The organism is Pseudomonas sp. M30-35 (assembly GCF_002163625.1).
GTDB lineage: Bacteria > Pseudomonadota > Gammaproteobacteria > Pseudomonadales > Pseudomonadaceae > Aquipseudomonas.
The window spans coordinates 267,470-286,805 of record NZ_CP020892.1 but is presented as its reverse complement, the minus strand read 5'-3'; the positions used below and the strand labels follow the sequence as shown (position 1 = coordinate 286,805).

Annotated in this window: 16 protein-coding genes and 1 tRNA gene; 3 read left to right on the top strand and 14 right to left on the bottom strand. The window is 54.2% G+C overall.

What is annotated here, in order from left to right:
• Positions 1 to 17 precede the first annotated feature (17 nt).
• A complete protein-coding gene (locus B9K09_RS01210; RefSeq protein WP_087515135.1) occupies positions 18 to 1,088 on the top strand; it encodes a fatty acid desaturase in 1,071 nt (356 codons plus the stop codon).
• A gap of 50 nt (positions 1,089 to 1,138) precedes the next feature.
• Here the strand turns inward: B9K09_RS01210 and B9K09_RS01205 are convergent, their stop codons facing one another.
• From B9K09_RS01205 to arsS, 6 genes are read right to left on the bottom strand one after another with little or no spacing between them, the layout of a single operon-like run.
• Positions 1,139 to 1,882 (bottom strand): DUF3047 domain-containing protein, encoded by a 744-nt coding sequence (locus B9K09_RS01205; RefSeq protein WP_157699313.1) that lies wholly within the window; start codon positions 1,880 to 1,882, stop codon positions 1,139 to 1,141.
• Positions 1,879 to 4,020 (bottom strand): FAD-dependent oxidoreductase, encoded by a 2,142-nt coding sequence (locus tag B9K09_RS01200; RefSeq protein WP_087515133.1) that lies wholly within the window; start codon positions 4,018 to 4,020, stop codon positions 1,879 to 1,881. The genes B9K09_RS01205 and B9K09_RS01200 overlap by 4 nt, the downstream gene beginning before the upstream one ends.
• A complete protein-coding gene (locus tag B9K09_RS01195; protein WP_087515132.1) occupies positions 4,020 to 4,988 on the bottom strand; it encodes a metallophosphoesterase in 969 nt (322 codons plus the stop codon). Before B9K09_RS01195 ends, B9K09_RS01200 begins: the two co-directional genes overlap by 1 nt.
• Before the next feature lie 2 nt (positions 4,989 to 4,990).
• Entirely contained in the window at positions 4,991 to 5,509 is a 519-nt protein-coding gene (locus tag B9K09_RS01190; RefSeq protein WP_087515131.1) for a redoxin domain-containing protein, read from the bottom strand.
• A gap of 2 nt (positions 5,510 to 5,511) precedes the next feature.
• A complete protein-coding gene (locus B9K09_RS01185; RefSeq protein WP_087515130.1) occupies positions 5,512 to 6,918 on the bottom strand; it encodes a sodium:solute symporter in 1,407 nt (468 codons plus the stop codon).
• A gap of 10 nt (positions 6,919 to 6,928) precedes the next feature.
• Entirely contained in the window at positions 6,929 to 7,897 is a 969-nt protein-coding gene (gene arsS / locus B9K09_RS01180; protein WP_218191996.1) for an arsenosugar biosynthesis radical SAM (seleno)protein ArsS, read from the bottom strand.
• Positions 7,898 to 8,050: 153 nt separating this feature from the next.
• Here arsS and B9K09_RS01175 point away from each other — a divergent pair, with 153 nt between their 5' ends.
• A complete protein-coding gene (locus tag B9K09_RS01175; protein ID WP_087515128.1) occupies positions 8,051 to 8,467 on the top strand; it encodes a hypothetical protein in 417 nt (138 codons plus the stop codon).
• A gap of 129 nt (positions 8,468 to 8,596) precedes the next feature.
• Here the strand turns inward: B9K09_RS01175 and gabT are convergent, their stop codons facing one another.
• Both gabT and gabD read right to left on the bottom strand, forming a co-directional pair.
• A complete protein-coding gene (gabT, locus tag B9K09_RS01170) occupies positions 8,597 to 9,877 on the bottom strand; it encodes a 4-aminobutyrate--2-oxoglutarate transaminase (protein WP_087515127.1) in 1,281 nt (426 codons plus the stop codon).
• Positions 9,878 to 10,086: 209 nt separating this feature from the next.
• On the bottom strand, positions 10,087 to 11,535 hold the full coding sequence (gene gabD, locus B9K09_RS01165) for an NADP-dependent succinate-semialdehyde dehydrogenase (RefSeq protein ID WP_087515126.1): 1,449 nt from the start codon (positions 11,533 to 11,535) through the stop codon (positions 10,087 to 10,089).
• Positions 11,536 to 11,902: 367 nt separating this feature from the next.
• Between gabD and B9K09_RS01160 the strand changes: the two genes are divergently transcribed.
• Positions 11,903 to 11,979: transfer RNA gene (locus tag B9K09_RS01160), tRNA-Arg, on the top strand.
• 240 nt (positions 11,980 to 12,219) lie between these two features.
• Here the strand turns inward: B9K09_RS01160 and B9K09_RS01150 are convergent.
• The 6 genes from B9K09_RS01150 to B9K09_RS01125 form a co-directional block, all read right to left on the bottom strand.
• Positions 12,220 to 12,606, bottom strand: a complete 387-nt coding sequence (locus tag B9K09_RS01150) for a hypothetical protein (RefSeq protein WP_087515124.1) — start codon at positions 12,604 to 12,606, stop codon at positions 12,220 to 12,222.
• Between the two features lie 136 nt (positions 12,607 to 12,742).
• Entirely contained in the window at positions 12,743 to 13,129 is a 387-nt protein-coding gene (locus tag B9K09_RS01145; RefSeq protein ID WP_087515123.1) for a hypothetical protein, read from the bottom strand.
• Complete coding sequence (locus B9K09_RS01140) at positions 13,130 to 14,584, bottom strand: PAAR domain-containing protein (protein ID WP_087515122.1); 1,455 nt, start codon at positions 14,582 to 14,584, stop codon at positions 13,130 to 13,132.
• A 290-nt stretch (positions 14,585 to 14,874) separates the two neighbouring features.
• Complete coding sequence (locus B9K09_RS01135) at positions 14,875 to 16,998, bottom strand: HlyD family efflux transporter periplasmic adaptor subunit (RefSeq protein ID WP_087515121.1); 2,124 nt, start codon at positions 16,996 to 16,998, stop codon at positions 14,875 to 14,877.
• A 2-nt stretch (positions 16,999 to 17,000) separates the two neighbouring features.
• Positions 17,001 to 18,386, bottom strand: a complete 1,386-nt coding sequence (locus B9K09_RS01130) for an efflux RND transporter periplasmic adaptor subunit (RefSeq protein ID WP_087515120.1) — start codon at positions 18,384 to 18,386, stop codon at positions 17,001 to 17,003.
• Positions 18,352 to 19,308, bottom strand: coding sequence for an efflux RND transporter periplasmic adaptor subunit (locus B9K09_RS01125; protein WP_157699312.1), 957 nt, complete (start codon positions 19,306 to 19,308; stop codon positions 18,352 to 18,354). Before B9K09_RS01125 ends, B9K09_RS01130 begins: the two co-directional genes overlap by 35 nt.
• Positions 19,309 to 19,336 lie beyond the last annotated feature (28 nt).

Here is a 19,336-nt window from a genome sequence, read left to right as displayed (position 1 = left end):
AATTAGAGGATGGGGTTATGTCGAACAATTCTGCAAGCGTTGACGCGATGAATGATCAGCAACGATCAGCGCATATTCGCCAAACAGTGATGGCGCATGGCGTTGAGCTGCGTCAGCGTTTTCCGGTTTTACAGCACCAAGATGCCTTGGGTGCTGGGATTCTGACCTTTGCCCTGCTTGGGATGATCGGCTCTGCAGCACTGTACATCGGCGGCTATATGGCATGGTGGGTATGCCTGTTACTGAATGCGTTTTTTGCATCATTGACCCATGAACTTGAACACGACCTGATTCACTCAATGTATTTTCGCAAGCAACGCATCCCGCACAACCTGATGATGGCGCTGGTGTGGATGGCTCGCCCAAGCACGATCAACCCGTGGGTCAGACGCCACCTGCACCTTAATCACCACAAGGTTTCCGGCACCGAGCAGGATATCGAAGAGCGCGCCATTACCAACGGCGAACCGTGGGGAATTGCACGTTTGTTAATGGTTGGCGATAACGTCATGTCTACCGTTATTCGCGCGGTTCGCGCACCTACAGCCGAGATTCGCGGGAAAATCCTCAAGCGCTCATTGATGGTTTACGCACCGTTGGCATTGCTCAACTGGGGCATCTGGTATCTGTTCCTCGGCTTCCACGCCATTGATCTTCTCAGCAGCGGCCTCGGCATGCCGATCGACTGGTCGGCCAGCACCCTGCAGTTTATGCATGGAGTGAATATTGCGGTGGTGGTATTGGTCGGCCCCAATGTACTGCGCACCTTCTGCCTGCACTTTGTCAGCTCTAACATGCACTATTACGGCGACGTAGAACTGGGCAATGTAATACAGCAAACCCAAGTGCTGAACCCTTGGTGGATGTGGCCGCTACAAGCGTTCTGCTTCAACTTTGGCAGCAGCCACGCGATCCATCACTTCGTGGTAAAGGAGCCCTTCTACATTCGCCAACTGAGCGTACCTTTCGCCCATAAAGTGATGCGTGAGGCAGGCGTTCGTTTTAACGACTTCGGCACCTTCAGCCGCGCTAATCGTTGGCAGCGCAAAGACCAGGCCCAGGAAAATCCAGAAACACAGACGGCTTAAGCTTCGCCTGTAATGCTCAAATAAAACACAGCGGATGTTGCCGCTGTGTTTTATTGCGCTTCAAGCTTCAAGGTCGGTGCAGCAAAATAGCTCTCAACCGATTCACCGGTATTATCACTATCCGCAGCAAACACCACGCCGATGATCCGCTGCGGCGCACTGCCAAAGGCGGCAATCGCATCAGCACGCAGGTTGAGCTTTTCGTCCAGCCACTTACCGAGTGGCGCTTCCGGACCACGCAGTACTTGCATCTCCACTTGATCGGTATAGGCGCTGCGTGAATGGGCACCGGGCGCCGCTTTGTTATCCCATACATAAGCTAGAGTCGCGGCGGGCAGGTCCGGGTCATAGAAGGTGCGTGCCAAACGGATTTTTTGCCGGGTCAAAAAGGGTAAATTATCCAGCGGATAATCCAGCAGCACATACACCCGTGCGCTGTAATCATCACCATCACGCGTGGCAAATGCCGCTTTGCTCAATCGCTTTTCAGTGCGCCACTGCCACCTCAATATCCACGGCTTGTCACCAGCAAGGTCCAGTGGATGCAACAAACCGCCCGCCGCTGCATCAGCCTTGATATGCAAAACCTGTCGACCATCCTGAGTTTCAAGGGTGCGGGTCGAAGGTTTCAGCTTGGGAATATCCGCCAGCCGCCAAGGGCTTGACCACTCGCCCGTTGGCGGGCCGGATGTCCAAGCCTGTAGCTGGTTATCTGACGGGTTTGAAGCTGCCTGAACCCAAGATGCCTGCGCCAATACACAGGCAATCAATACAGCACTGAGCGAGTGTCTCAACCGCGCCTCCAGCCATGGAATTTCTCAACCCAACGTAACAGGCCTTGCGGCGCATGGGCACGCTTCCATTCACCTGCGGCGAATTTATTCGCCTCGGCCATGGTTGGATAGCTGTGCGTGGTGCCGAGAATCTTGTTCAAACCCAGATTGTGCTTCATCGCCAGCACATATTCAGCCAACAACTCACCGGCATGCTCACCAACAATGCTGACGCCAAGAATGCGGTCTTTACCCGGCACAGTGAGAACTTTGACAAAACCATGTGCAGCTTCATCCGCAATCGCGCGGTCGAGATCATCAATCTCATAACGGGTGACTTCATAGACTACATCCTGTGCTTTAGCCTCAGTCTCGGACAAACCCACCCTTGCGACTTCTGGCGAGGTGAAGGTGCAATACGGAATCACCCGATAATCCACTTTAAACCGCTTAAAACCGCTGAACAGTGAATTAACCGCCGCGAACCAGGCCTGATGCGCAGCCACATGAGTGAACTGGTAAGGCCCGGTTACATCGCCCACCGCGTATATATTAGGGAAGCGCGTAGCGAGGTATTCATCGGTTTCCAGCGTACCGTTTGGGCGTACCGTCAGATCGAGGTCTTCAGCGCCATAACCGCTGACATTCGCCACCCGGCCCAACGCCAACAACAGGCAGTCGAACGCGATGGTGACTTCCTCACCCGTATCCATGCGCCGCGCAATCATACGTTGCTCGCCGTCAACCAACTCGAAGCGCTCGGCTTTATGCTGCAAGCGCACATCGACGCCATCGTTACGCAGGCTATTGCATACCTGCTCGCTGGCATCCGCATCTTCTCGCGGCAGCAAACGGTCAGCCAGTTCAACCTGAATCACTTGGCTGCCCAAACGCTGAAACGCCTGCGCCAGCTCACAACCAATTGGCCCGCCGCCCAACACCAACATCCACCGTGGTTGCTGACGCAAATTCCAGACGGTGTCAGAGGTGTACATCTGCACCTGATCAATCCCTGGAATATTTGGTACCAGAGGCCGTGCACCAGCGGCAATGATCATGCTGCGTGCACTCAATGTCTGACCGTTGACTTCAACTGTCCACGGCGAAGTAATTTTTGCCTCGCCGGTAATCACTTCAACGCCCAGGCCGGTGTAACGTTCAACTGAGTCGTGTGGCTCAATATCACTGATAACCCGCTGTACGCGCTCCATCACCGCCGGGAAGTCAATTTCAGCATGTGCCGCGCGAAAACCTAACGCATCCGCTTTTTTCAACTCAGCGTTAAACTTGGCCGAACGCAATAACGCCTTCGACGGCACGCAGCCTGTATTCAGGCAATCGCCGCCCATTTTGTGCTTTTCGATCAAGCTGACTTTGGCTTTCACCGCCGCCGCAATATAAGCGCTGACCAAGCCGCCAGAACCTGCGCCAACCACCACTAGATTGCGATCGAAAGAATCTGGACGAATCCAGTTCTTGTAGATGCGCCGGGCCTGAATCAAGCCAAGCAACTTGCGCGCGATAATCGGGAAAATACCGAGCAGCACAAATGCACCGATCAAACCCGGTGAGAGAATTCCACTCAGCGAGTCAATTTTGCCCAGCTCACGGCCGGCGTTCACGTAGACCAGCGTGCCTGGCAACATGCCCAATTGGCTGACCCACCAGAACGTGCGTGCCGGTAGGCGGGTCAGGCCCATGGCCAGATTGATCAGAAAGAATGGGAACAGCGGCACCAGTCGCAAAGCGAACAAGTAGAACGCACCTTCACGTTCAATCCCTTGATCAATACTCGCCAAACGTTTGCCGAAGCGCTTTTGCACCCAGTCACGCAGCAAGAAGCGGCTGCTGAGCATGGCCAATGTAGCGCCCATGGCCGAGGAAAATGAGACCAGCAGCAAGCCTTCCCCGAGCCCAAACAATGCACCGCCGAGCAGGGTCATCAACGCTGCACCGGGCAACGACAATGCGGTCACCGCGACATAAATAACAAAGAAGGCACCCGCTGCCAGCAGCGGCTGTGCCGAGACCTGCGCATTCAGTGATGCCTGCTGAGCTTTAAGCGCGTCCAGGCTCAGGTATTGGCCCAAGTCGAAAACAAAGAAACTACCGAGCAGCGCCAGGATCACGCCCATTAACAATATTTTGCGGGTATTCATTAGTTAAGCGCCTCCATGGCGCATAGGCTTTGACACAGGCTAAAGCCCGCCAGTAAAGCGCTCGACACCGGTAACAGTGCCTGGCCTTGGATACGTGAGCGATACGACAGCGCCGCCGGGCTAGATGCCGGCCACTGGCGATCGAAGTCACTGATAAATCGTTCGTGGTCGTAATTCAGCGCCAAGGCTTCGATAAACAAACCGTTGCGCTCAGCGCGGTACAGCGCTGCTGCATGTGGCGTGGTGGCAATGCGCGTGATCACACCATAACGACCACCGCTGAAGTTCGGCATTCCCGCTGCGCCATTATTGATAACGGCGCCATGTTGCAGGTTAATAGCAGCCGCAGTGCAGCTATGGCTGGTGGCCAAGACTTCACACTTGCAGTCTTGCAGCCACTGATCCAACGCCTGCTGCCGCTCAGACTCACTCAATGCCTCACGCGAGCACTGCCAGCCCGCCAGCGATTGCTCGTCGCCATGACTGACAGCCACACGCCGTCCGCCCACTTCAACCACCGCAGTTGCTGGTCGCGCCGCTAGCTGTGCAGCCATTCCGGGCAGACCTTGCACGGTGTGGTTGAGTTGCTGTTGCATGGCATTCGAGCGTTCGACCACGCTGTCATCAACCGACATTGGATATGCACAACCACAACCCGCCCCGCTATCACTGTCGCGCCCGAGTTCGGTTTCAACATTGCCGCGCAGCAAGGTGTAGGCACTCAAACCATCCTCGATCTGCATAAACAGCTGGGGGTCGCAATCAAACCAGTGCACATCACCGTTGCAGACTACCCGCGCTTGCGGCTCGGATTGAGCCCGGCGCTGTAGCGCTGCCAAGGCTTGACGATTGCCATACAAGCCACCGACTACATACAGCGTCTCGCAGCTAAACAGCGGCTGCGCAGCGAACGCCTGCGCGGGCAGGCGGTAGTCCAGCGGGCAGTCGCGACCAGCGCGTAATTCCATGATCAGGCTTCGCCGCGTGCCGGGTAATTGTTGTTGATCACGTACTCGGCCGCACCGAGCAACTCGTCAAAATGTGGACGGGCAAACGGCATGGTGTTAACCGACGACATATACAGGGTGCCATCCGGGCGAACCAGGAACACACCCGGTTCAGCAAATATCTCCGGTTCTTGTGAGCCCGATTTCCCCGCGGAAACGAACAACCCCCAACTACGCGCCGCTTCGATACTTAGGCCGTAACCCAATCGCACATTCTCGATTGTCCAGCTGGCTTGGGTTCGCTCTGCACGCTCACGGCTATCGGTCGACAGCGCAATCACATCTACGCCCAACGCGGCATAGCGCTCAACCAGGCCATTGAGTTCTTGCAATGACTTGCGACACAGCGGGCAATGCATACCGCGATAGAACACCAGCAAAGTGAAGTTTTTCGGTGCATCGGCATTCAACGTCCACTGGCCTTCAGGCATCAAGGCAACACTCAGCGCAGGTACAGCTTGGCGCGGGATCAACTGACTCATCTTTAATTCCTTGTCGAAGTGAGTGTAGCGTTGGGCGTCCTGGAGATAAGCCCGGGTAATAGATACCCCAGCGTACAGAGAATCAGCCCATAAAAATTGGTGCCCAGTAACAATGCATAGTCGCCGTCGCCGATTGCCCAGCTTTGCGGTATCCAGCCAAGGCTCAATGCAAGGCCCGACAACAGGCCGCACCAAAAGCTCAGGTGGAACCCAAGACGCGTCGGTTTGACTACGCCGTGAAGAATAAACACCGGCGCCAGACCGATCACCATGGTGCCGCTGATCGTAGTGGCTTTGAGAATGTCGGTCCCCGCGATCATTGGCAGGTTGCCGAGCAGGGCAAACACCACCATCACCGCCATACCGACGCCAATCGCTTTCTGGCCAAGATCGCGCCCGGCCAAATGTGGCAATTCGCGGCCCGCCAGTTTGGCCAGGCTGGAGAAGGTTGAATCCAGGGTTGAGCCTGCGGCGGAAACCATAACCACGGTCATGACCATCAACGCGGCGACGCCCATCGACTTAGCGAGATCAGCCGGCACATTGTTGGATGCAGCCAGTCCCGAGAGTTGCGCGTGGACGCCAATCAAGCTGAAGGCGAGAATCGCGAAAAAGCCCAATACGCCAGCGATGACAAAAGCCCGGCGCATGGTTTTCTCTTCGCTGATAAAACCTCGATCGGTCATGACCGGATCATGGAAGCCGTAGCTAAACACTTGCAAGCCCGCGACCAGGAGTAAGTCCACGCCGCCATTAAAGGCCCAATGGCTGGTACTGGCTAATTCGGCGACGGAGTGCTGCGGCAGTACCAAGCCAAGCACCCAAACCAAGGCCACGACGAAGATTGCCGCTTGCGCCGCATCCGTCAGGATCGAACTGCGCAGGCCACCGCGTAGGCTGTAGGCCAGAGTGACTGCAGTAAACAGCAAGGCGGCGGTGATAAACCCGGCGCTGCCTGAGTCGCCATAATAGCCGCCAACCACCGCGGTATTACTCCAGACCTCGTTGAACAGGCGAATCAATATCGCCGCGGTGAAGGCCAATGCCGCACCGCGACCGTAATGAGAGCTGAGAAAACTGACCAATCCGGTTGCTGCAAACTTGCGCCGCAGCCGGTAAATCACAAAGCCGGTCAACGGAATCGCCAGCCAGTATGTGGCGTAGGCCAAACCGCCGATCAAACCGTAGCTTGCGCCTAGGTTGGCAGCATTGGTCACCGACTTGGCGAAGATCCAGCTGATAAAAATACTGGAGGTCAGTAGCCAAGGCGCCGCGCTACGCCCTTGGTTATCCTCACCATGGAAAAAACCACCAATGGTGACGGCACGCGGTGACAGCACCACCATCAACACCCCGTACAGCACCAGAAACCCCCAAAAAAACAGGCCAAGAGCACTGTTGGGTTGCATAGGTTATTCCTTAGGAATTGAGCGCGCCGCCGCAACTGGAACCTTGTCCAGCCGTGCAAGCGAAGCAATGATCACGGGTCACGATACTGTTGCCAGCTAATGTCGCGTTAAGCAGGTCACTCAAGTGCGGACGCTGGCGGCTTATCACCTGGCTTTGCAATTCAAGTGGTAAATCGAGCATCTGGTTGAAGTCGCAGTCATATAAATAACCTTGCCAATCTACGCTGACCAAAGAACGACACATCAGGCCTTCAACGTTTTCAGCGCGATAGCTGTCACGCAGTAATTGCATGTAATTGTTGAACTGGCCTTTGCTCACTAACGTGCTGCCAAAGCGGGCAATCGGTTGGTTGGTGATGGTTAGCAAGTGGTTAAAGACAATGCCGAAATCTTCAACAAGGTGGCTTTTGTAGTCGGCCTCAAGTGCTTGCTGTGGCGGTGGCAAGCTTGCGCCTTGCGGGTTGTACACCAGGTTCAAGATCAAGCCACTGCCTTCTTTGCCATAACCCAGGGCATTGAGCTTTTGCAGACCGATGATGCTGGCATCGAAAACACCGTCACCACGCTGCTTGTCGACGTTATCACGGGAATAACAAGGCATCGACGCGCTGATTTCAACCTGATTCTCGGCTAAAAACTGCGCGAGATCCTCATAGCCAGGCTCGCTTAAAATCGTCAGGTTGCAGCGATCAATCACCCGCAACCCTTCACGCCGCGCATGCACGACAATTTCACGGAAGCGTGGGTGCATTTCCGGAGCACCGCCGGTCAAATCGAGCGTATGTACAGGGTGCGCATCAATCACCTGATGCAGCAGCGCAAGGCTCTCATCAGTCATTGACTCAGTACGCGTAGGCCCTGCGTTGACATGGCAATGCAGGCAACGCTGATTGCACACATACGTTAGATTGACCTGCAAAGCTTCGAGCTGACCGCGGGTTAAGGCAGGAAAAGCCAAGCGATCGAGCAGCGGTAACATCGCGTGCACAGGGGGCTCCAATGAAAATTATGGGATATAGAGCTATGTGCGCAGCTTTTGTTACAGCCAACGCACAGCCAAAACTTACTGTACTGTTCTATAACGTTTGTACAAAGTACCCGTACGTTAATTAAGATGCTCAAGGAGCTCACCATGCCGCGCATAGGCTTGTTCTTTCTCGCCGGGTTTCTCGCCGTACCTTTCTTCCACCAACCGATTCTGGGGCTGCTGCACGCCACCGGCGTCGTGCCCTTCGCACCCTTTAATATGGCCGCAACCCTGCCGCTGGGGGTTCCAGCGTTAATCTCGGCGTCATTCTGGGGCGGGGTTTGGGCGATCGTGATGCTTAAGGTTTTGCATTGGGATGCACAAAAACCGCAACCGTGGGTTAAAGGCCTGTTATTTGGCGGTATTGTATTAACTCTAGTCGCTCTGCTGGTGGTTTTCCCGCTCAAGGGCATGGGCTTCGATATGGCTCAGTTACCGGGACGTTTTTTAATCGGCTTCCTGGTTAACGCGGCATGGGGTGTGGGTACGCTGATTTTTGCTAAAACCTTTATCAGCCGCTGAACGCGAATGGCGAACAAATAAAGCGACGCCCAAGACTTAACTCGGAAGTTCGCCCCTCGCCCCCTTGCACTCACTTTCACCCCGCCAAAAAAAGACCCGCCGAAGCGGGTCTTTTTATTGCATCAAGGCTTACGCCAGTTCGTCAAAACACTCAGCGATAATCGCCAAGCCTTTATCCAGCAGCTCATCCTCTGCAGTCAGCGGCACCAGCACGCGCAACACGTTGCCGTAAGTACCGCACGACAGCAGGATCAAACCCTTGTCGCGGGCTTTCGCAACCACTTGGCCAACCAATGCAGCGGCTGGTTTGTGGTGATCACCGCCTTCAAACAGCTCAATGGCGATCATCGAGCCCAGCGCACGCACATCACCGATGGAGTTGTGCTTGGCCTGGATAGCCTTGAGGCCAGCAACCAAACGCTCGCCGACTGCCTTGCTGCGATCCAGCAGGTTTTCTTCTTCAAACACTTCCATGACCGCCAGAGCCGCTGCACAAGCAATCGGGCTACCGGCATAAGTGCCGCCCAGACCGCCTGGAGCGATAGCGTCCATGTATTCAGCTTTGCCACACACGCCAGCCAGCGGGAAACCGCCAGCGATCGACTTGGCGAAAGTGGTCAGGTCTGGCACAACACCCATCTGCTCCATCGCGAAAAAGGTGCCGGTACGGCCAGCGCCGGTTTGTACTTCGTCAGCGATCAACAGAATGCCGTGCTGGTCGCACAATGCGCGCAGACGCTTCATGAAATCTTTCGGCGCAACGTAGAAACCACCTTCACCCTGAACAGGCTCGATGATGATTGCAGCGATGTCTTTTGGCTCAGCGTCGTTCTTGAAGATGCGCTCGATACTGGCGATCGCATCATCAGTGCTCACATCGTGGATCTCGCACGGATACTGTGCACGGAATACACCGCCCGGCATCAGGCCCATGCCTGCCGAGTACGGTACCACCTTGCCGGTCAGACCCAGCGTCATCATGGTGCGACCGTGGTAACCGCCAGTGAAGGCGATAACACCTGCACGGCCAGTTGCGGCGCGAGCAATCTTCACCGCGTTTTCTACGGCTTCAGAACCGGTGGTGACCAGCAATGTTTTCTTGTCGAAATCACCCGGCACCTTGGCGTTGATCTTCTCGCACACTTCAACGTACGGCTCGTAGGCCAACACTTGGAAGCAGGTGTGGGAAAGCTTGGTCAACTGCTCTTGAACAGCTGCAACGATTTTTGGATGCAGGTGGCCGGTGTTAAGCACCGCAATACCGCCCGCGAAATCGATGAACTCGCGCCCTTCAACATCAGTTACCGTCGCGTTTTCTGCTTTCTCAGCGAAAATCGGATGGATCTGGCCAACGCCACGTGGAACTGCAGCGGTACGGCGTTGCATCAATGATTCGTTAGTCTTGCTCATGGATTCCTCATTCACCGCTCATCGTGCGGCGTGGTTCAAGGACTGCGCAACCAGTGTCAAACGCAGCAGCATACGATGATCGACTGCTGCGCCCTCCCCGGTTACAGGGTTATTTAAATCAAAGTGTGAATGACCAAAAGACCCGGCTGACTCTTGCCAGTTAGTCTTTCAGCCATCACCCGCGGGCCATCAGGCCACGCGTTAAGGGATTAGACGCTCAGGCACAGGTATTTGATTTCCAGATAGTCTTCAATACCGTACTTGGAACCTTCACGGCCCAGGCCAGAAGCCTTGATGCCACCGAATGGCGCAACCTCGTTCGAGATCAAACCGGTGTTGACGCCGACCATGCCATATTCCAACGCTTCAGCAACACGGAACACACGGCTCATGTCACGGGCATAGAAGTACGAGGCCAAGCCAAACTCGGTGTCATTGGACATGGCGATCACTTCAGCTTCATCTTTAAAGCGGAACAGTGGTGCCAACGGACCAAAGGTTTCCTCTTTAGCGACAGCAGCGTTAAGCGGCACATCAACCAGAATGGTTGGCTCAAAGAACGTACCGCCCTTGCTGTGCGGCTTGCCGCCAGTAAGCACCTTGGCGCCTTTGCTGACTGCGTCTTCGATGTGCTCTTGCACCTTGGCCACGGCTTTCTCGTCGATCAACGGGCCAGTGGTGGTGCCTTCAGTCAGGCCATCACCGATATTCAGCTTGGCAACTGCAGCCTTGAGCTTGTCAGCGAAGGCATCGTAAACGCTATCCTGTACATACAAACGGTTGGCGCAGACACAAGTCTGGCCGTTGTTGCGGTACTTGGAAACGATCGCACCTTCAACAGCAGCGTCGAGATCGGCGTCATCAAACACGATAAACGGCGCGTTACCGCCGAGCTCCAGCGACACCTTCTTGATGTCTTTGGCGCACTCAGCCATCAGTTGACGACCAATTTCAGTCGAGCCGGTGAACGACAACTTGCGCACGATTGGGTTGCTGGTCAGCTCGCCGCCGATATCGCCAGCACTGCCGGTAACTACACTCAGCACACCTTTAGGGATACCCGCACGTTCAGCCAATACCACCAGCGCCAACGCCGAGAAAGGCGTTTGCGAAGCAGGTTTGATCACCATTGTGCAACCAGCAGCCAGCGCTGGCCCCGCTTTACGGGTGATCATCGCAGCCGGGAAGTTCCACGGAGTAATAGCCGCAGTCACACCAATCGGCTGCTTTATCACGATCAGACGCTTGTCTGGCTGATGCCCAGGAATCACATCACCATAAATGCGCTTGGCTTCTTCCGCGAACCACTCAATAAACGAGGCCGCGTAAGCAATCTCACCTTTAGCCTCAGCTAATGGCTTGCCCTGCTCCAGTGTCATCAGGCGACCCAGGTCATCCTGATTCTCGATCAACAACTCGTACCAACGGCGCAGCTTGTTAGCGCGCTCTTTGGCAGTCAGCGCACGCCAAGCCGGTAATGCCCGGTCAGCGGCTTCGATCGCACGGCGCGTTTCTGCGGCACCCATCTTTGGCACAGTACCCAAGGTCTCGCCGGTTGCCGGATTAGTCACCTTAATGGTTTGGCCGCTATCCGCGTCCAACCAGGCACCATCAATATAAGCCTGCTGACGAAATAGCTGAGTGTCTTGCAATTGCATGGCAGTCTCCTGAGTACCGGCGCTAAAACCGGAAGGTTGTTATGGGAGCCTAGGCGTGTGCCCAATGTGAAAAAATGTCGGTCGAATGGCCGCGCGGATCAAGCATCAACCTGGCCTGTAAGGGTTTCGAGCAGCATGGGGCTGGCGAGTTCCGATCAGATTCAGGGCGTGTGTTTGAAATCTCAAACGAATCCTAGGGTCGTAAGGGGTAAAGGGCAATAGTCTGTTCGAAAAAATTAACGATTTAGGCAATTATTTATCACTTAAACGACAAGCGACTGTTAACTGCATATATTTTGTTCAGAATCACGAACAAACCATGCCCATGGACGCCCGCGAGCTAGATGCGTATCATTGCGGCCGCAACGCACCAGTAGCTCAGCTGGATAGAGTACTGCCCTCCGAAGGCAGGGGTCGTGGGTTCGAATCCCGCCTGGTGCGCCACATACAACAAAGGGCTTAGGTGAAAACCTAGGCCCTTTTGTTTTTCCGGCGCTTAATTTGCACCACACCGCCGTCAACATTGGTCAACCTGAATCCAACGGCCTTAACCGTGTCCTTTCCTGCCAGATGACCACCGGTCAGCATTATGACAATCGTGGTCTGTCCCTGTTTGTTCACTACCAATGCCACCGATAGCCCCAGATCCTGAGGAAGCGGCCCCGACAACCACTACCCGCCTGCTCAACTAAACTTGTCGGTTAGTTTTGCAATAAGCCAAATTAAAACCATTGCCCCAAGCAGCACCCAACCTGTGGCTTGAAAAAATGCCAGCTTGCGCTTCAGACCAACAGGGAACTTATCAAGGTCAGTTGCTATAGCCCCTCCGTCGCGTAAGTAAATTTTTGGCCGCGTTACAACGCCAATAATTCCACTCAGCACAAACAGTCGACCTGCTGGCCCTCCCTTTTTAAAGGGAGCTCTAGTCATGACCGCTGGGCAATTTTTTAGATATTCCAGCATCATGTCTAACTTGGTGTAAGCCATGTGGAGCATGACTCCCAACCAAATAAGCATGGAAAAGATTATCAGGCAGCTTAGATAGCCAATAACTAGTTCAGCAGTGCTCATTTAGCACACTCATAAATGATTTCGCCAAACTCCTCGCCCGCAGCACCTAAAACGGCAACTTCAGCAAGTGAACCAACTCCGACCACAACAACACCACAAGCCAAAGTAGCAATGCCTCCAGTTGGAATGCTGCGTGCTACACAAGGTCTAGCTGGAGTATTGCTCCAAGAACGAGCATGAGTAATAGAAGTACAATCACAGACCACTGCAATATTGCTAGTTTGCGCTTGAGTGAAACTGGAAAATTATTTAAATCGTCAGCATTCATACCACCATTTTTTAGGTAAAAGTTAGGAAATGTAACGATTCCCGAGATTCCGCCGATTAGCAGTATCTTACCTAATGGACCTCCATGCCTGAGAGGGGCACGAGCCATAATAGCTGGGCAGTTTTTTAGGTGTTCAAACATTAAATCCATTTTGGTGTACGCCAAATATAGGCACACGCTAATCCAAAGGAACAATCCTCCTAAATCGACTATTCCTGCAACCATAAATATTTTTTCAGTGAGGGTTACACTCATTCAGTTAGTGGCCTCATAAACAATTTCCGCCGTATCTTCACCAACTCGGCCACCAATGCTTCCTGCCATTAAGGATGCAGCCCCGACCACCACAAGGCCGCACGCTAGCGTCCCTACACCTCCTGTCGGAACTCCAAGAGCTACACAAATAGTCCCTGTGGTAGCCCCCGTCAAGAATGCCGCTGCACCTACGCCGCCCAAAACTGTGCCAGCAAACGCCCCAGTCTCAGTAAATTTGACTCGTTCACACTCCTCCGTATTACCCGCTGTACAAACATCCTGAACCTTCATATACGAAGCTCCAGCGCCAACTGTTGTACCGATCCAACCGCCCATTTTTATGTATTTTGCAGCTCGGGCGACTCCGCTTGTATGAGTTGCATAACCCGGGATTTGGCCTGGTGCGCCGGCTTTCGTCCAGTGATGCACCAGGCTTCGGCTCGAAATGCCTAAAGCGCTTTTGAGGTCGGGATGATCTGGAAAGCCTATCCCTTTTTTGGTTAATGAGGTCAATTGCATTTCAAGTTGGCTGAACAAGCGCTGGCGCTCTGCGAAGAACTCAGGGGCGCGTAAGTGCCCATATTGTTGGAAGGATCGCTGGTGCAAGCTATCGATGCTGCGAAGTGAATTACTCACGCCCTCCAAATGCTTGGCAAATATTGCTACACCGATGCCAATCGATGTTGAGCCTTGAGCAAGAAATGACTCGATTTCGTCACGGTGGCGCGCCATGAAGTCCGCTTCCTCTGGCGTCAGCGATTCCAAACTGGCGTTGACCTTCGCGGCGGCCTCCATCAGCAAGGCTTCTTCACGCGTGCATTGCTGGTTGTTCGGGTCGCTGAGCACAATCATCTCGCCAGCTTTGGCGTGGCCTAGATTTGGGTTAAGCGTCTTGAACTTATCGAGTACAGCCGAGCTTGGCGAGGTGAAGAGTTGAGTCTCAAGTCCTTCTGCTGTGATGCTTTGCGGAACGATATAAAAACCGGGCTCTTGGGTTTGCACCTTAGCTACAGGTTCAACCAGAGCGTTACTCGCTTCGACTGACGATGGCTCTTTAACCAAGGCTTGCTGCATTAGGTTTGGATTCTTTAAAAGCGTCGTCATTCGCGCATCATCGACCGAGCCGTCGCTTTGGATAGCGCCGAGCTGAGCGAAGTCAACAATATCACTGCTTGCGCCACCGCCGGACTGGAAGCCACCGAAGGTATCAGGGCTTCCTGAAACAATGGTGCCGCCGTGACTCGAACGACTCCCTGCATAGGCCAGTGGTCGATTGTTGACGAGAATAGAAGGAAAGCCCGTTGTGATCACTGCACCACAGCCGCATTTATCACCCACTCGGGCGGCTCCGAGAAAGTTGGTTTGATCATCGGGTGAGGCTGAAACAATAGCTGTTTTGCCGTGGCCTGTGATTGGGCAATCATGCATATCGCCGAGTCGTGCTGTAGGTATCATCACCATTCCTTTGGTCTTGATAATTTATTCAGCCGCACTCTAGCAGAGTAAAACTGCGCAATTCTTTGCGCGACCTGCCTGAAAGGCCCGAACTGAAAGGGCTGCATTTAAATTGGGGGGGAGGATAACGATAGATATATGGGTGTGTTCTTTCTAGTCAGAAACGTAAAAGTGCAGCTTCATAGCGAAAGGATCGAGAGACTCAGCGGCCACTCAAAGAGTGTGTGTAGGATTAATCGTGGTCTGTCCCCCTTTTACTGAGAGTCCAGATCAACAGACTGTAAACGTGGCTAAAATGAATGCCACTCTCTGCCAATAGTGCGGATGAAAGTAAGCAGCGGACTGGCTGGTTTAGCATCAATAATGACCATACCAGGTACAATCTGTTGGAGCTGTGGCCGTTGCTGCTGATTCGCGTCTATGAACAAACGTATGGGATAAATAGCTTCCCGAGGCTTCAAACCACCCTCTGGATCTTTGGTGACGGCAATCGGGCCCCCATACAAAGAACCAAGAATCTCTACAGAAAGGTGTTCCGATGCGGCACCCGCTGTTTCATGTAGCTCCGCGCTCCAAGATCGCTGGGCAGGATCATTAGGGACAAAGCGGGCAGAAGCGCCCTTCTCAAGCCGCCACAGCTCCGCTTCCTTTACATAACCTCGAATGTCGTATGCCGCCGGCGACACGATCTGGGCCACAGGCTCATTGCCGGCCAGCCATCGACCTGGGGTCATATCATTCGAGATATCCACAACAATCCCGTCCATAGGGGCAATTAACGTCAATTTTTCATGTTGTGCTTGAAGTCCGGCCAGGGTCAGTCGCTCGCCGGCCAGATCCGAATTTAATACCAGCAGGTTTGCTCGATCTTCTTCATCCACAGTCGCACGTCCCGTCTGAGCCCCAAGTTGGGTTATTCGGACCTTCGCACGCGCTACTTCGCGATCAATAGCCATGTCCTCCAGTACGGCAACGGGCGTCCCGGCTTTAACGAACTGTCCGTTTTTGACGAGTAACCGCTCTAGCCTTGCCGGGTGTCCTGCAACGAGCGGCTGGCTTTGAACGGCGGAGAGGACAGCGGGTGCGCTAATTGTCCTGTCCAACGGAAGCACAAGCAGGAGAAACAACAATGCGCCTGCGATCATTACACCCCTTGACCGCGACGTGCTCTTGATTCTTTGACGCATCCCATACCAGACCTTGAGCTCCTGAAAGATGGGGCGCGCCACGAACATAATAATTTCCACCACAAAGAGAATCAGGCCAAGTAGCTTGAAGAAAAAGTGATAGACCAGCAGCGCAATGCCCACAAATAGGATCAGGCGGTAAATCCAGGTCGCATAGGCATAGACAATCATCCATCGCTGCGTTCGCAGTGGCAGATCTTCGGGCGGTTCATCACCAAGACCGAATAGCAGTTCGCGCAAGCGCCAGCGACCAAGCGCAAATGCACGCCCTTGCAAATTAGGGATTCCGGTGAAGTCGCTTAAAACGTAGTAGCCATCGAACCGCATAAACGGATTGATATTCACGGCAAGACTCATAAGCCAACCAGTCGTAGCGAGAATAAAAGCAACGCTTCGCAATTGTCCGTCTGGTAGAGCCACCCATAAAAGTGTCGAAATTACGGCAACCCCCAGCTCAGCCATCATACCGGCGCAGTCAATCAGCAGTCGTTTCCTGCGCGATCTTAAACGCCAGGCAGCCGTCGTATCGGTATAGAGCATTGGCATCATCACTAGAAAAGCAACGCCCATTGCAGGCACCCGGCAGCCGAATCGAGTTGCCATGTAAGCATGTCCCAACTCGTGAATAACTTTCACCACAACTATTCCAAGCGCATAGGCCATCAACCCCGTTGGGCTGAAGAAATAGAGAAACGAGTTGATAAATGTGTCCCACTGACGTGAAACGAGATACAGACCAAGAAGTCCCGCCAGGACGAAGGTCACCAAACTGGCCTGTGAGAATAGGAACTCAACTCGTGGCAGAGTCCGATGCAGAAACGCGCCTGGCTTGACTAATGGAATACGGATGAAGAGATAGTTATCTACTGACCAACGCCACCAGCTCTTGCGCATGGCGCGCCTCTGGCGGCTGAACGCAACGACCGCCCCTTCGGCCGGCCTCGTCACAAGATTGTTTGCAAGGCTGAACTCAACCACATCCGACAGTGCCTGGTCTGAATCGTCGCCGGATATTCCTTCGCGCTCTAGGGCCAATTTTAGAGCCTCAAGCCGGTTATTCGCCCAATGAGTGAAAATCAAAAACTCGACGCGACCTAGCCGAAAGAACATATGACGCACCGGATCGAACAACATCCAGCCAGGTGCACCGTTGACGTCCGGCGCGCCCGGTTGAATCCTGAGTTCTTGCCGCAGCATGTGCGGAAAGTTTTCCGGAGCTTTCTCCATGATCAGAAACCGATGAACTGACGGAACGAAGCAATAGGCCGACGAAACAGGGAATACGCCAGCGGTACCCAACGTCCGTAAACGCGGGCTGTACCGCGTGATCCGATCCTTGGCACATCACCGACAGGGCGGGCGGTCAGCGCAAACGCCATTACCTCGTCGGGGGTCATCCGCGCTTGGTAGCTGGCGGTCTCGAGGCGCCCTGTAAGCGACCACAGCGGCTGGATGTCGAGAAACACTTTGACCTTGTTACCGGGAGCCAGCGCCATTTGCTCGCGAGCGGGCAGGTTGATTCTGAACAACACATCTTGCGGATCCGACAGTTGCATTATTGGCTCTCCAATCGACACCGCGCGACCCTCCCAGTCCCGCCGGTCACTGTAGATCGCCATACCAGCGCGCGGTGCTAGTATGTTTCTGCGCTCGTACATAGCTTTTGCGTAGCTTAGATCCGCTCGTGCCAACTCCAATTCTGCACGGGTGATCGACATCTCCCGTGCGCGGGAGTGGTCGGTAAATGTTTCAATGTTTGCACGTTCAGCGCGGGCCTTAGCGATCGCAACCTGATCTTCGGCTAATTGCAATTCGTTGCTCAGCTTTAAATCGTCAAAACTGACGAGCAATTGCCCCTTCTCAACCAATGCATTGGGTACGACATGGATGCGCGATATGACCCCATCTACCGGAGCCGTCAGAGCAAAGGGGCGAGCTGCCACAACTTCCACTGGTGCGAGGGCAGACATCCGCACCGGAAATAGCAAGACGACAACCAAGAGCCCCAGCAAAATACGTGTCTGGCGCTTTGTCGGTTTGCGAATTTGTCTAACAGGATGGCCGTGGGTAAGTGCCCGCCAAGCATGGCTTGCCGTTTCCGCAATTCTTGCCAAGCGAGCCTTTTCTGACTCACTAAATTCGTTAGTACGGGCCAGTAACAGCCCTCCGAAGCAGGGTCCTTCTTCAAACATCAAGGGCTGCCAAAGCCAGTGATGAAACGGGTAATCTCTGATCTCCATCTCCACCCCTTGCTCGGGGTTCGTATAGGAAGAGACATCCATTACCATTACCTGCGTCGCAGCTTCATCAACGAGGCGGGCGTTCATCTCCTGCTCAATCGCATGAATTAACGGCGCATTGCGATCAACTGTAGCCAGGCTGGAAACAGTCACAATCTCAAAGCCGCTCCCAAAGCGGGATCGACGCATGATGAACAACTGATCGTAGCCGACAACCCGGCCTGACTCGTTGGCCAGGAAATAGTGCAATGCTGGGACTTCCGCGTGCCTGCGGAGCTCGGCCTCGTACTGCAACAGGGCAGCAAGGCCTCCCTCACCCGCCCCGCTGCTAGCCGTCCCGTCAGGGCGCTTGATAATCGGATCCGCCTCGGCCATTTTTACCGCCGTTCGGTGCTCCAGCGGCCTTGTCTTGTTCTAGCTCCTCAAATAAGGCCGTACCACTCATGCCCGGCAAGACAAGCTCGTCGCGAGGGAAAAGATTTCCTATCACCCTGATCGTCTTACTAACAGGATTGACTGAGGCGCCCAAGCGCCTGACCACGCCTAACACTTGCTCACCTGTCTCATCGATAACAAAACCAAACTCCACTCCCGGTTTGATCCAAGTGAGCCACGTACTGGGCACGATCAATTCAGCTTCCAGTTCGCCACCGCTTTGTAGCTTGATCAAAGGTTGCCCACTGGCAGCGATTTCACCTCGATGAGCGATCTCTTCTACAACTGTGCCGTCGAATGGAGCGCGGATCTCGCAGCCCTCCAGTTGCGCCGAGACTGACGCGGCTTCCGCCTCGGCTTTGTTGAGGTTCGCTTGCGAAACCGCCACCTCGTTCTTGCCTATCGCTTCGTACTGATCTAACTCAAGATTGGTTTCGTACGATTTACGGTAGGCAACTGAGGCCGCATTTGCCGCTTTGAGCTCCGCCTCCAGATACCGGCAGTCAAGCTGCACCAGTACCGCGCCCCGTTCGAATTTCGACCCGACACGGAAAGGTATGGACGAAATGCTCGCGGTAATCCGTGAGCCGAGTGTGGCTGTTTCTGCAGCTCGAACCACGCCACGCGCTTCGTGCTTGCTGTCTTCTGGTGTAGAGGCTGGCTGGGGGGGGGGAGGCGCCTGCGGAAGGGCCTCTTGCACGCTCGCTTTACTCTCGTGTGACGCGACTTCTGTAGGGGTTGTCCCCCAGATCGCTTCATTCGACTTTTCGTGCCAAGGCAGCTCAACAACCCCAGAAGCTAGCAAGTAACCACCGATTAGCAATACTGTCGCAATGAGCGCACCTACAAACCATCTAGTCACAAAATACCGTCCGTTCTGGTTTATTTAT